Genomic DNA, 14383 nt, shown 5'->3' on the forward strand with positions numbered 1-14383 from the left:
GCAACATACCTACGGATATCTTCATCCTGAGTGTCATTGAGGAGTTTGATTAAAGTAGCAATCGCCTCTTCATTTCCTACATCTATCTTTCCTAAACTCTCAGCAACACACCTACGGATAAATTTATTCTGAGTGTCATTGAGGAGTTTGATTAAAGCAGCAATCGCCTCTTCATTCCCTACTGCTATCTTTCCTAAAATATCAACAACACTCCAATGGATATCTTCATCTTGAGTGTCATTGAGGAGTTTGATTAAAGCAGCAATCGCCTCTTCATTCCCTACTGCTATCTTTCCTAAAATATCAGCAACACACCTACGGATATCTTCATCCTGAGTGTCATTGAGGAGTTTGATTAAAGCAACGATCACCTGTTCATTCCCTACATCTATCTTTCCTAAACTCTTAGCAACAAACCTACGGGTAAATTCATCCTGAGTGTCATTGAGGAGTTTGATTAAAGCAGCGATCTGTTCATTTCCTACTGCTATGTTTTCTAAACTCTCAGCAACAAACCTACGGATATCTTCATCCTGAGTGTCATTGAGAAGTTTGATTAAAGCTTTGATTAAAGCAGCGATCGCCTGTTCATTCCCTACTGCTATGTTTTCTAAACTCTCAGAAACATACCAACAGATATATTGATCCTGAGTGTCATTGAGGAGTTTGATTAAAGCAGCAATCGCCCCTTCATTCCCTTCTGCTATGTTTCCTAAACTCTCAGCAACTCTTCTACAGGTATCTTCGTCCTGAGTGTCATTGAGGAGTTTGATTAAAGCAGCGATCGCCTGTTCATTCCCTACATCTATCTTTCCTAAAGTATTAGCAACACTCCAAAAGATATCTTCATCCTGAGTGTCATTGAGGAGTTTGATTAAAGTCGGAATTACTCTTTCTGTATCAGTTAATGATAAAATTTTTGTTGCATCTTCTGGAATGGGGTCAATAAAAGTTACCCATTTCTGACTTTCAATATTAAAATAACCAAATGCCCATTTGATAATTTGACCTACAATTTCATCAGCAAGGGAACAGCTTTTAAATTCAGCAATAGCTATACCTGCTTTAAAATAAGCCTGATACCAATAAAAATCATTTACACCATCTGCAAAATTTACTAATGCTTGAATAAACTCTTCCTTCTTATCATCAATATTTATTCTTCCCATCCACAATAAAAATATTTCATTCCATTCATTCTCAAAAATGCGATATTTCTTCCCCTCAACAGGTTTATCAACATGATTTTTAGGTAAAAAATAATCCCAATCATCAATCACACAAGCTGCAAAATATTCTGCAAAACTCAGGTGAAAGAAAGCATAAACCCTTTCATCAGTTTTTTGATCACGATAAACCCAATTTAACCAACCTAATCTTTCTGCTAATTCAAACTCCTCTAAACTCATGACATCGTTAATCACAGACTCCTTGAGACTGATTTGTTCATCAATCATCCTCAAAGCCAATTTTCCTAAAGCCTGATTTAACAGTTGTTTTTGCGCTGCTGTAGTGCCAAATTCCCCTTTTTTCCATTCATAAGTTGCATTAACAAAACGCTGATACAAATTCGCTTTGGTTTCCGGTAATTCCCCTTGCAAAAAATACCAACTCTGACACAACATTGCCAACCGCAAAGGGTTTTTGACTAAATCAAAAATGCGGCTGTGTTGGGGTGCGGTTAACTTTTGCTGTAACTGTTCCCCTAATTCCGGTTTTTCCGCCTTTTCATACCACTGCTGAATAAAATCTTTCACCTGGACATCACTAAAAGCCAGAGTGCGATAGTAGTCAAAATTAGCTATGGGGTTAGGTTGCCAAACATTGAGACGACAGGTGAGAATTACCCTAGTCCAAGTTAACCATCCTTCTAATTGGCTATTGAGTTGGGATAAAGGTGAGTTTGCGGTGGTTTTCATTTCATCCACCCCATCTAACAACAACCAAACTTGCTGATTCTTAAACTGTTGCTGGAAATCTGCCTCTAAAGCCTGTGTAACGGTAACTTGGGAGGGAATAAACTCTAAAGCCTCTTCTAGCCAAGTATGCACTAAATAGTCTTTTAGGGTTCTATTTTCTAAGCGACTGAGACTAATAAAAATAGGGCTAGGATCATCAGATTTACCAGCTAAATATTCGGCAATTTTGCTTAACCAAGTGGTTTTTCCTGCCCCTGGTTCTCCAATAATGGCTAAATTTTTGGTTTGCTTGCCAATGACTTCATTAATAAATTCCTCATATTCGTATTGTTTGGTAATTTCTTCTGATTTTAATTCATATTGCCGCATACCGTCATCCGCATCGGGAAAGGGTGTTTCTTCCTTACGTCGTGCGGGTTTGGGTTGAATTAGGCCTAATGGGACAAAGATTTCTATTTCGTGTTTTAATTCGGTGATTTGTCGTCTTAATCGTTGTTGATGTTGCTGTTTTTGTAGCATTTTCTGGCATACTTCGCGCCAGTTGATTTGGGGGGTTTCCCGTTGGGGTTCAGGTTTATTATTTTGGGTTTGTTGTTGTGCAAGCCATTCAGGATATTTCTGTTCCCAAAGCCATTTATAAGCCTGTTTCCAAGGCTCGTTTCCTTTGCTTGGTCTGCCTCCTTTTGAGGTTATATCACAACCATTTTGTCTGAAAACAGGGTATATATTCTTTCCCAGAATATCTTTTATTTTTTGTTTTTCATGCCCAACTTCCTTGTTTGAATTAATCTTTTTAAGAAGTATATCATCATCAATAGCATAGTTATTCGGGTCAAATCGAACCAGAAATACTTGATATGTATCTCCAGTAAATTCAAATTTTCTGGATTTATATTGCAAAAATTGTTGTTGTAATGTTGTTTCTTCTGGGGATGTCATAAATTACGCTTGTTGATTAATTATTTATGGTGATTTTAGTATTCTCAATTAGCTTCATAATACGCCTGGGAATTAATTCCCAGTCTAATAGCTAAAGTCCGTTAAAACGGACTATTAATTTTTGTTTATATGTAGGGGTTTAGCATTGCTAAACCCTTACTAATTAAGACTTTTTGTATACAGAATTTGTATGGCTACACCACGCAAGGTATTACAAATCAGATATAGAAATGCTGTATCTCCAAAATAACATCATCATTAATGATGAGCAAGATTTTTAGTAAATTCTATTAAAATCTATTTTTTGGATCTTTTTTCTCTATTTTTTATTTGATTTTATATAAATAATCAAGCAAAAAAAACAATAGCGGTAATTTCTAATGGATATCTCTACTCTTCTGTTAACAGCTTTAATCACTTGGGCAATTGAAAGGTTCTCTGATGCTGTTTTACTTTGGGTGATGAAAACACTAAAAGGTAACTCCTCAGATAATGAGGATAACAACACATAAACACATTATTTTCAGGTGGGTAAAACAATTAACCCCACCAAATTTATCATTTTTCGTTCCCATACTCTTTATGGGAATGAAATCAAAAAGGCTCTGCCTTATATTAAAGTAGAGGTAGAACTTCTTGATAGCATTCCCAGTCTCAGACTGGGAACGAGATCAATTAAGCCCACCAAATTTATCGTTTCTCGTTCTCATACTCTGTATGGGAATGAAATCAAAAAGGCTCTGCCTTATATTAAAGTAGAGGTAGAACCTCTTGATGGCATTCCCAGTCTGAGACTGGGAACGAGATCAAGCCATGCAAAAAATTTAGATCGCTTGACTCCCATTTTTCCTGAACGGGTGAAGCTTTTTATCTCTCTGTGAGCCAATAAAATTGATATCCTTGTAAAGTAATCCGATTATCACATTGCTCTGGTTTCATACCACTATATAAATCAACAAAATTACTATAAATATTGAAGCCCATAGTTCTCAGTGACTCCAAATACAAGTCTTGCGGATTTGCATCAAAGTTGGCGATGACTAGCACTTTTTCTGATGGACGTTGATGATTGAAACGAACAAAACATAGCAAGTGTTCATTCTCTAGGTGTACCAATTCCCGGTTATTAAAATCAGCAAAAGCAGAAATTTCTTTACGGATGGCAATCATCTTTTTTGTGGCATTAAATACTGTGTATTCCACCGTGCCTTGTTTTTTGCGTAAGTCGGCTTTTTCCCAATTAATTTTAGGGCGGTGTACCCAGCGATTGTCATTACTTTTGCTGGGGTCATCAATATAGCTGTAATCATTAAGTACAGCGATCGCATCGCCATTATAAATTAGAGGGATGCCGCCAAAAGATAGAATAATTGCGTGCATTAATAAAATTCTGTTAATTGCCAGGGCAATCAAACCCTCATCAGCAGTTTCCAGCGCCGACTCTAATCCTGCCAAAGAAGCTAGTGAACCACAAATACGGGCATCTCCTGTAGCTTCATTAGGCATGAAGACCATTCCCCTAGATGAAGATCCATCAAACTGACCGCTTAAGTAATCAACTAAAAATTTTCTATGCGCTCTCGGTTCATAACCGGCTAAACGAATATCACTATCGTCAAAACCCAAACCAATGTCATCATGACAACGCACATAGTTTAGCCAAGTAGCACGTTCTAATTTATTCGGCAAACTTTTTATGCCTTGGTGGAGTAGCTTAGTATTTTTAGTGGCGATTCCATCCCATATTAAAGCCATTAAAGTCGCATTATAAGCAATCTCACATTCTTTGGCTGCGATCGCATCCTCGCCGAAATATTTAATTACTTCTACAGGGGCAACTATTGCTTCGGCTATAAACAAGACACCGGGCGCACTCACCTGACAACAATCTTTCATTAACTGCAAAATTAAATGTGCATTGCGCTCGTTTTGGCAAGAAGTACCGATCTTTTTCCATAAAAACGCCACAGCATCGAGTCGCAGAACATCCACGCCTTGATTTGCCCAAAACATAATAATGTCGAGCATTTCAATAAAAACTCTGGGATTGCTGTAATTTAAATCCCACTGATAATTATGGAAAACCGTCATCACCCATTTTTCCATCTCGACATTCCAAGTAAAATTGCTCGGATCTGTCTCAGGGAAAACCTCTGGCATACTTTGCTCAAACATATCAGGGGTTTCTCTGTTTTCAAAAATATAGTAGTAATCTTGAAAACTGCGATCGCCCATTTTCGCCTTTTGCGCCCATTCATGTTCGTCAGAAGTATGATTAAGCACAATGTCCAGAACCAGCAAAATATCACGCTTTCTGAACTCCTTAGCAATTTGGCGAATATCGTCTAAATTACCAACGCGCTCGTCAATTTGCCTAAAATCACTGATGGCATACCCCCCATCACTTTGACCATTAGGACACATCAAAATCGGCATAATATGCACCATATTGATGCCTAGCTCTTGAAAATAGCCGATTTTGTTCTCTAAATCTGCCAGGTTTTCGGCAAAACCGTTGGAATAAAGAGCCATCCCTACCCATTTTTGCGACAAAAACCAATTGTGGTCTTGTTCACGTTGAATATCCAACCTCTCTAACTCTGGAGAGCGATCAATATAGCCTTTCGCCATTGTTTCAACTAGCCGTAACATTTGCAGTTGAAAATCATCACGATGTCCGTACAGCGTAGAAAATAGCGAATGAATAGCGTAAAAGTTCGCCCCAAGACGGGTATAAAAATGCCGCAAATCTTGCCGACGAATTTCTGGCTTTAAATCATCCAGTATTGAATTTAACAATGAGTGAGAAATTTGTTCGTACATTGTATTGATCTTAAATTAGAGTGTTCCAACAAAAAAATGATCCAAAATTTTATTAACCTGCCAAAGAAGGTAGAAAACTAACAATTCCTGGAAAGGCAATAATTAAAACTACCACCAACAATTGCAGCAAAATAAACGGAATGACACCACGATAAATATCACCAGTTGTGACTTCTGGTGGTGCGACACCGCGCAGGTAGAATAAAGCAAAACCAAAAGGTGGGGTGAGGAAAGAAGTTTGCAGATTTGCCCCTAAGATGACACCATACCAAACTAAATCAATACCTAAAGTTTGGGCAACTGGAACAAATAAAGGCACGATGATAAAGGCGATTTCAAAGAAGTCGATGAAAAAGCCGAGAAAGAAAACTACCGCCATGCTGATGGCTAAAAAGCCGACTTTACCACCGGGGAGGTTGGAGAGGACATCAAACATAAAGCGATCGCCATTCAACCCCCGAAACACTAAACTAAAAGCTGTAGAACCCAACAAAATGAAAATTACCATGCTGGTGATTCGCAAAGTGTTATCGCAAACTTGACGCAGAGATTCTAAAGTTAGTTGACGGTTAGCAGCAGCAAGTGCGATCGCTCCCCCACATCCTACCGCACCCGCTTCCGTTGGTGTAGCAAAGCCAAAAAAGATACTTCCTAACACTAACAAAATCAAAATCAATGGCGGTAGCATCACCTGAACTACCCGCTTTCTCAAAGCCTTCCCACCAATTTCCCGCACTTCGGCTGGTAAAGCTGGCGCTACCTCTGGCTTTAAAAATGCCACAATTAGCACATGGAGAGCAAAAGCCCCCGCTATCATCAAACCAGGAATCACTGAACCAATAAACAAATTACCAACAGATACACCCAATTGGTCGCCTAAAACCACTAAAACCACACTAGGGGGAATAATTTGTCCCAAAGTTCCCGAAGCCGCAATTACCCCAGTAGCTAATTCTTTGTTATAACCATAACGCAGCATAATCGGTAGAGAAATCAAACCCATTGCTACCACAGTCGCAGCTACCACACCCGTAGTCGCTGCAAGTAACGCACCTACCAAAATCACAGCTAAAGCCAGTCCACCCCGCAAGCGTCCTAGCAAAATCCCCATCGTTTCTAACAACCTCTCCGCAATGCCGGATTTCTCCAGCATTGACCCCATGAAAATAAAGTAAGGGATAGCTAACAGGGTATAATTGGACATAATGCCAAAAATCCGCTGTGGCATCGCAGTCATAAATACCGGGTCAAAAACACCCAAAGCAATACCCACAATTCCAAATAAAATCGCCACACCACCCAGAGAAAAAGCGACTGGATACCCCAAGGACAGCAGCACTAAAGCACCCGCAAACATAAATGGGCCAAGCCATTCATAATCCAGCGTCATGGTTTTCCTCCTGAAGTTCTATTCTGTTTTGGAGAATTGCCACATTTTTAATCGCTTGGGAAATTCCCTGCAAAATCAGCAGCACAAAAGCGACAATAATCATCGCTTTAATTGGGTAGCGTGGTAAACCACCAGGATCAGGTGATATTTCCAGAATTTGCCAAGACGCAATAATGCTATCCCAGGAAAAAATAATCACCATCATACAGAAGGGAATTAGAAAAAATACTGTTCCCACTAAATCTGCAAGTGCTTTGCGTTTACCTTGCCAATTACTATAAAAAATATCAACGCGGACGTGTTCGTTATGCTTGAGAGTGTAAGCCGCGCCTAATAAAAAAACTATGTCAAAAATATACCATTGTGCTTCTATATAAGCATTGGATGTGAGGTTACTGCCAATCAAGCGCCCAATGTATCTACCTGCAACATTCCACACACCCAATATAACCATAACCAGCACTAGCCAACTAGTTAATCTGCCAATGCGTTCAGTACAAGCATCTATAAATTTTGATATTTTTAATAACGTGTCCAATGCTTTTCTTCTCTCCTTTTAGAATACTACACCCTAGATAGTAACATCACCCGCTTGAAGTATCTGCACACCATAGTTCTCTCAAATCGTACTTTAACTTTGTAATCAGGGGTTTAGTTCAACAAATGAGCATCTAGCTGATTAGTATAAAATAATTAAAGCTCAAATTATTGAAGAGTTTAGCAAAAGATGAATAATTCTTTAATTAGGATTGAAAAGTTATTAGATACAGATTTAGATGAACTGAGAAAAGTTAGTCAAGAAATTTGGTATGCTCACTATTCCCAAATTATCAGCATTGAACAGATAGAGTATATGCTGAATCTGATGTACGGTGTAGGAGTAATTGAAAATGAAATTTTAAATCAAGGTATATTCTACGATAAAGTCTTAAAAAATGATCAAGTCGTTGGTTATTTATCCTATGGTACAGAAATCAAAAATAATATTATTTATTTAAAACTACATAAATGCTACTTATTACCATCACTACATGGTTTAGGGTATGGACAAATAATGTTAAATCATATTTATAAACAAGCAGAAAATATGAATTTAAAGCAAATAATTCTCAACGTTAACAAAGGAAATGAAAAAGGAATTAAAGCTTATACTCGATTTGGTTTTAGAATTATTGCCAGTGAAATTAAAGATATTGGTGGTAGATTTGTAATGGATGACTATATCATGGGTTATGATCTTTAAGAGATAGAAAACCAATTTAACCAAGCATCCCAATTATCGACAATTTTGGCAAATTCTTTATATCCTCCCGATTTGGGATGTGTTCCATCATTATTTTTGGATTCTTCTAACCAAATATGAGAATTTATTAATTTTGAAAATACATCTAGATAAGGTATATTTAATTCTTGACAAACTAAAGCAAATTCATGAGATAAATTAGCAATCCTTTGATTTTGTTCTTTATCTGCACAAGGTGCTGTACTCACCATTAAAACTGGATATAATTGCTTTGCTGTACTTAAAATTTGCCAAGCATTACTGATTGATTCTTCCAGAGAAACACGAATTTTACCATTCTCTAAACTAGTGTCATTTGCACCAAAGGAAAACACAATCCTACCATCATATTCTTTTGGTAAGCGATAAGTTACTTCTCTCAACCAACGATTTTTTAATTCTGTACTCGTTTCTCGCCTGACTCCTAAATTATAGTAAGTAATATCATAACCACGTTTAATAGCATTAACACATATTCTTCCTGTCCAGCCAAGACATTCAGGATCACCCGTGCCATTAACAAATGACTCACCAAGAAAACAAATTCTAAATTCTTGGAGTGGTGATTTTAAATACATAAAACACAACTTTTTTAAGTTAAAACTTTTTCATCATTATGGGATAAATCTACGAATTCATGCTTTAGTCTTTACCACAAACGCTGTATAGGATAGGCATCAAAAATTGTATCAGCACTTATTATAGGTATATTTTCCACCATAGCCTGTGAAATTAACATTCTGTCAAAAGGATCACGATGATGTAGAGGTAGTTGAGCAATAACTGAAATATGCTGTTGGTTGATTTCCTTTAATGTCATACCGTTACCAATTATTTGCTGTTCGACAAAATCATCAAAACTCATCTCCAAATTTAGTTTACCTATACTGTGTTTAATTGCCATTTCCCAAACACTGGCAATACTCAGAAGATTGTCGTTATTCTCAATTTGTAATCTCAAATTATCGCTGATTCTGGGATTACCCATAGTAAACCACAGCAGAGTATGAGTATCAATTAATTGCTTCATTCCATATACTCCTTCAACTCTTCTAAAGGTTCATCAAAATCATCAGACATTTTGATCATTCCCTTTGCACTACCAAATTTAGGACGAATTTTCACAGGTAATACAGGAATTAACTTAACAACAGGTTGATTATCTTTCATGATGATAATTTCATCACCACCAAGTGCGGCTTCAATTAAATCAGATAAGTGTTGAGATGCTTCATTAACAGTAATTTGTTGCATAATACCACCGTTTTGTGTGTGCTACTCCACTAACAATTCTATTCTCTATCAAAAACAAAAAAAGAGAGATAGAAAACTCTACCTCTCCCAAAAATAAATTATTCAAACCAAATCGAAATTTAGTATCTGCTGGGTTTGTGAACGATAAAGCTGAGAACTTGGCACTGTTTGATGTTGTCAAAACCAACAACACGAACATAGCAGTTACCAAATTGAGAACGGCAACCTTGAACTTCACTCAATACTTCTTGAGTGGTTTTAGCACCAAACAAAGGTAGCTTCCACATTGTCCAGAACAATTCAGTTGGTTCAGAAGTTTCGTTAAACTCAATTGCTGGGATGTAGCCTTGGCTCAGAATGTACTGAACTTGCTTGGCAATTTGAGCATCAGACAGGGGGGGAAGATAAGAAAGAGTTTCGTAACGACGCTCTTTTGATAAAGTTTGCATAGCTGTTGGTAATGGGTTGTTTTTACTACTACGTTGACCGACTAACTGGATAAATTATCCAAATTAGGATCTGAGATTGTGTGCTGCTCAGTTATTGGGCTGGGACTTGATAAATTTAGTTGCGTGATGCGTTCGAGATGCTGGCGACGCTGTTCCATGTTGGCTTGTTGAATGCCAGTACGCACCATTTCTGGTAAGAAATCTGTCACTTCCGCCGCTATGTGTTCCCTGACAGTCATAATCCGCAAAGCCAAATCTGACTTTACTAGAAACAGTTCCTCAATATATGCTTCTCCGTCTTGGATTTTCCCAGCAGAAAAGTTTTGCAACCAATATGCTAAAGGAGGATTTGTTTCGCCTAGCTGTGCCAAAACAGTCATAAGTGCCTGATAAGTCAGATAACTTTGGAGAGTTTTGGCTGTGTCTTTCGCAATTTGCTTTAAATTCATGCTTGACCCCAGCCCCATAGATTTTAGATTTTGGATTTTGGATTTTAAATTTATCCAATAGTCCAAAATCCCAAATCCTAAATGATCAGACGGTATCCATTGCTTCAAACTCGAACTTGATTTCTTTCCACAGTTCGCAAGCAACTGCTAGTTCAGGAGACCACTTAGCCGCTTCGCGGATAATGTCGTTACCTTCACGAGCCAAGCTACGTCCTTCGTTACGAGCTTGAACGCAAGCTTCTAGAGCTACCCGGTTAGCGGTTGCACCAGGAGCGTTACCCCAGGGGTGACCGAGTGTACCACCACCAAACTGTAGTACGGAGTCATCACCGAAGATTTCTAGCAGTGCGGGCATATGCCATACGTGGATACCACCGGAAGCAACTGCCATTACACCAGGCATAGAAGCCCAATCTTGGGTGAAGTAGATACCGCGAGACTTATCTTGCTCAACGTAGTTTTCACGTAGTAAGTCAACGAAGCCCATTGTGATGCCGCGTTCGCCTTCCAATTTACCAACAACTGTTCCGGTGTGAATGTGGTCTCCACCAGACATCCGCAAGGTTTTAGCTAATACACGGAAGTGAATACCGTGGTTCTTTTGACGGTCAATTACGGCGTGCATAGCACGGTGAATGTGCAGCAAAATACCGTTCTTACGACACCAATGAGCCAAGGTGGTGTTAGCTGTGAAACCTGCGGTCAGGTAGTCGTGCATGATGATGGGCATCTTGAGTTCTTTAGCGTACTCAGCCCGTTCAATCATTTGTTCACAGGTAGGAGCGGTTACGTTCAAGTAGTGACCCTTGATTTCGCCGGTTTCTGCTTGTGCTTTGTGGATTGCTTCTGCTACGAACAAGAAGCGATCGCGCCATCTTTGGAAAGGAGCAGAGTTGATGTTTTCGTCGTCTTTGGTGAAGTCCAAGCCACCACGTAAACATTCGTATACAGCGCGTCCGTAGTTCTTAGCAGAAAGACCTAATTTAGGCTTAATGGTACAACCCAACAAAGGACGACCATACTTGTTCAACTTGTCGCGTTCAACTTGAATACCGTGAGGAGGACCTTGGAAGGTCTTCAGGTAAGCAACGGGAATCCGCAAGTCTTCCAAACGCAATGCACGCAATGCTTTGAAACCAAATACGTTACCTACAATAGAGGTCAACATATTGGTTACGGAACCTTCCTCAAACAAGTCCAGAGGATAAGCAACGTAAGCGATGTATTGGTTGTCTTCACCAGCAACTGGTTCGATGTCATAGCAACGACCTTTGTAGCGATCTAGGTCGGTGAGCAAGTCTGTCCATACAGTTGTCCAAGTACCTGTAGAAGACTCAGCAGCTACCGCAGCACCAGCTTCTTCAGGTGGAACTCCAGGTTGAGGAGTCATCCGGAATGCTGCAAGAATATCTGTATCTTTAGGTGTGTAATCGGGAGTGTAATAAGTTAGTCTGTAATCTTTAACCCCAGCTTGATACCCAGCTTTCGCCTGAGTCTTCGTTTGCGCGTAAGACATATTTTCCTTCCAAGAAGTCATTCTTTTTACTATCAAATCACGTTATGTGCAACTTCTTATCACCCTTTATCTTTCTTCTTTTCTCATTGTAGATATAAGGAGAACTTATAATTGGGGTTAATTGTTGCTAGAGGGCAGCATTTTTTGTGACAAGCAGTCGGCAACGGTGGTAAATTACCGCACCTTTATGGTTATCTCTATGTATGAGCGCACATTTAGGCGCTTTGCTTTTTCCCTCGTCTCACAAACACAAAGTTTTTTCTATCTCTTTTGCTTGCCTTACTAAACCTGCTTAATTTCAGAGAAAATTCGTTGCTTTACGGGCATTATAGGAATTTATGCCTTAAAAGTAGGAAAAATTAGGGTTTTAAGCTGTCTAGCTCATTTTTCCATTTTTCCTCCTGATATCTTTGTCCTGATTGGGTAAATAAAGATATAAAGGAAACTTCACTAACTGCGGTTTAGCTCAGGAGTGAGCTAAAGACAAAAAACTGCACACGACGTAATTTGTAACTTGTCTCACAATATATCAATAATTCAATAAGTTATCCTTTGAAAATTTTGAACTCATATATTTAAATTTCTTATTAAAGGATTTTTTAAACATTTTGTTAAGACTGCTGTACAAAGGGTGATTATTAGTTGTATAGACTACCTTCGATACATTGTTCTGCCAGTAAAAACTATACAACTATACACAAGAATTTACAGCCGCCTAATTGCTGTGTTACTCCAGAGTTAAATTATAGGAGATGGTTACTGAGCGATCGCGCCGAAGTCTTTTCAAATTAGTTTACTGACTTCTGAATAGTGCAGCATAATTTATCAGCAAAGTGCTAAATTGAGGAAAAAATTACTTTTGATGCTAAAAAAATACCAACTCAGGGAAGACTATTAATTATACTAAAAACGGTTGAAAAGTGTCATTCTGAACGAAGTGAAGAATCTCCGAGATACTTCCCTGCACTACGTTACGGTCAGTATGACATAAGTCCAAGTTTGACCCGTTTGCAGTATAATTTCAAGTCATTTTAGTTAATAGTTCTTAGGTACTGTCTCGAAAGGATATACAACAGTGGTATTATTTAATAGTCGTACTCGTTTATTGATGATTTCTATTTTGCTGGGGCTGATAAGTCTGCCTAGCACAGGAGTGCGAGTAAAAGCGCAACAACAACCTGATATCAATCCAAATAATTCCACTACTATCTACCCAGCCACACCTCCACCAAGACGAATAGATCCCTTACCCGATGATCGGGATGTGCAAGAAAGAGAAGCAGAAACTGATTACCGAATTAGTAATTTGTTAGGAGATTTTGCTGGTAATTTGTGGGTAGGTTCTTGGCGGGGTTTATCGCGGATTGACCCGAATACAGGTAAGGTTATTGCTCGTGTTAGTTTACCAAATATTACGATTAGTGCATTAGCCCAGGATAAAGTCGGTCGTTTGTGGGTGGGAAATTATGAGGGTTTGACACGAGTAGATCCTCGCACTAATGAAATTACAGCACAAAATTTATTACTACCTTCCAAACGGGTATTGTCGCTGCTGATTGATAAAAGAGGTTATCTGTGGGCTGGTACTGATAGCGGTTTAGCCTTGATTAGTCCTGACCAAGGCTTGATTATGACAACAATTAAAAATCTGCCTGGTGTTAGTGCCAATGCGATGACTTTAGATGCTGAAGGTCAACTTTGGGTTGGGACTTTAGATGGACTGGTCAGGGTGAATACTGGCAGTGCTTTGATTATGAAGAGGATAAATAATTTACCAGGGACGACTGTGCAATCGTTAGCTATCAGTCCAGAAGGGTTAATTTGGGCAGGAATGCCAAATCAATTATTAGTGGTTAACCCCAAAAATGGGATTGTGCTGCGGTCTGTAACTCCGTTAAGAGGAAGAAATGTCACTTCAGTCCGTTTTGCTCAAGATGGTAGTGTTTGGGTTGGTACAACCAATGGGTTGTTACGTTTAAATCCCAATACGGGTGCTTTGTTAGACCGAGTTGCGGGACTTCCTTCTAGTCGAGTGCTGACTGTTGCACCTGATCTTGGTAATAAGTTGTGGGTGGGAACCAGCGAAGGGCTGGCTTGGTTAATGCCTACAATGGATAAAGCGCAAACTCATTTCGGTTTTGGTCGATCTGTGAAGTAGGAAGTACTGAGTGCCGAGTACTGAGTGCTGAGTGCTGAGTGCCGAGTACAGGAGAAACGATTAAATTTCCCTCTACCTCCTGCGCCCTGCCCTCTGCCTGATCCCAACGACAATTTTTAACGCCAACCTACTTACTCAGTACTCATTATTCATTACTCATTACTCATTACTCATTACTCATTACTCATTACTCATTACTCATTA

14 protein-coding genes are annotated in these 14383 nt (G+C 38.9%); 4 read left to right on the top strand and 10 right to left on the bottom strand.

Annotation, left to right across the window (positions count from 1 at the left end; all coding sequences use genetic code 11):
• Positions 1-2858 (bottom strand): HEAT repeat domain-containing protein (locus VB713_RS23675; RefSeq protein WP_323313957.1); only part of this gene is annotated, 2858 nt, incomplete at its 3' end.
• A 380-nt stretch (positions 2859-3238) separates the two neighbouring features.
• On the opposite strand from VB713_RS23675, the gene VB713_RS23680 reads away from it, so the two are divergent.
• Entirely contained in the window at positions 3239-3370 is a 132-nt protein-coding gene (locus VB713_RS23680; protein WP_323313958.1) for a hypothetical protein, read from the top strand.
• Between the two features lie 15 nt (positions 3371-3385).
• Positions 3386-3739 (top strand): hypothetical protein, encoded by a 354-nt coding sequence (locus VB713_RS23685; RefSeq protein WP_323313959.1) that lies wholly within the window; start codon positions 3386-3388, stop codon positions 3737-3739.
• Here VB713_RS23685 and VB713_RS23690 read toward each other — a convergent pair.
• From VB713_RS23690 to VB713_RS23700, 3 genes are read right to left on the bottom strand one after another with little or no spacing between them, the layout of a single operon-like run.
• Entirely contained in the window at positions 3726-5681 is a 1956-nt protein-coding gene (locus VB713_RS23690; RefSeq protein WP_323313960.1) for an alpha-amylase family glycosyl hydrolase, read from the bottom strand. The genes VB713_RS23685 and VB713_RS23690 overlap by 14 nt on opposite strands.
• Before the next feature lie 52 nt (positions 5682-5733).
• The gene (locus tag VB713_RS23695) at positions 5734-7071 is read right to left on the bottom strand and encodes a TRAP transporter large permease subunit (RefSeq protein ID WP_323313961.1); all 1338 of its coding nucleotides are present in this window, start codon (positions 7069-7071) and stop codon (positions 5734-5736) included.
• A complete protein-coding gene (locus VB713_RS23700) occupies positions 7055-7609 on the bottom strand; it encodes a TRAP transporter small permease subunit (protein ID WP_323313962.1) in 555 nt (184 codons plus the stop codon). The genes VB713_RS23695 and VB713_RS23700 overlap by 17 nt, the downstream gene beginning before the upstream one ends.
• 189 nt (positions 7610-7798) lie before the next feature.
• Between VB713_RS23700 and VB713_RS23705 the strand changes: the two genes are divergently transcribed.
• Entirely contained in the window at positions 7799-8314 is a 516-nt protein-coding gene (locus VB713_RS23705) for a GNAT family N-acetyltransferase (RefSeq protein WP_323313963.1), read from the top strand.
• Here the strand turns inward: VB713_RS23705 and VB713_RS23710 are convergent.
• From VB713_RS23710 to VB713_RS23735, 6 genes are all read right to left on the bottom strand, one after another.
• The gene (locus tag VB713_RS23710; RefSeq protein ID WP_323313964.1) at positions 8311-8931 is read right to left on the bottom strand and encodes a GDSL-type esterase/lipase family protein; all 621 of its coding nucleotides are present in this window, start codon (positions 8929-8931) and stop codon (positions 8311-8313) included. The genes VB713_RS23705 and VB713_RS23710 overlap by 4 nt on opposite strands.
• A 71-nt stretch (positions 8932-9002) precedes the next feature.
• Positions 9003-9383, bottom strand: coding sequence for a type II toxin-antitoxin system VapC family toxin (locus VB713_RS23715; RefSeq protein ID WP_323313965.1), 381 nt, complete (start codon positions 9381-9383; stop codon positions 9003-9005).
• Positions 9380-9607 (bottom strand): type II toxin-antitoxin system Phd/YefM family antitoxin, encoded by a 228-nt coding sequence (locus VB713_RS23720; RefSeq protein ID WP_148765920.1) that lies wholly within the window; start codon positions 9605-9607, stop codon positions 9380-9382. The genes VB713_RS23715 and VB713_RS23720 overlap by 4 nt, the downstream gene beginning before the upstream one ends.
• 119 nt (positions 9608-9726) lie before the next feature.
• Positions 9727-10056 (bottom strand): ribulose bisphosphate carboxylase small subunit, encoded by a 330-nt coding sequence (locus VB713_RS23725; protein WP_015212303.1) that lies wholly within the window; start codon positions 10054-10056, stop codon positions 9727-9729.
• Positions 10057-10097: 41 nt separating this feature from the next.
• Positions 10098-10505, bottom strand: coding sequence for a RuBisCO chaperone RbcX (gene rcbX, locus VB713_RS23730; protein ID WP_323313966.1), 408 nt, complete (start codon positions 10503-10505; stop codon positions 10098-10100).
• 85 nt (positions 10506-10590) lie between these two features.
• Entirely contained in the window at positions 10591-12021 is a 1431-nt protein-coding gene (locus tag VB713_RS23735; RefSeq protein WP_015212301.1) for a form I ribulose bisphosphate carboxylase large subunit, read from the bottom strand.
• A gap of 1075 nt (positions 12022-13096) precedes the next feature.
• Here VB713_RS23735 and VB713_RS23740 point away from each other — a divergent pair.
• Positions 13097-14179 carry a ligand-binding sensor domain-containing protein gene (locus VB713_RS23740; protein ID WP_323313967.1) on the top strand — a complete coding sequence of 361 codons (1083 nt, stop codon included), beginning with the start codon at positions 13097-13099 and terminating at the stop codon, positions 14177-14179.
• Positions 14180-14383: the final 204 nt, after the last annotated feature.

This window comes from Anabaena cylindrica UHCC 0172 (genome assembly GCF_034931625.1).
GTDB classification, from domain to species: Bacteria; Cyanobacteriota; Cyanobacteriia; order Cyanobacteriales; family Nostocaceae; genus Anabaena; species Anabaena cylindrica_A.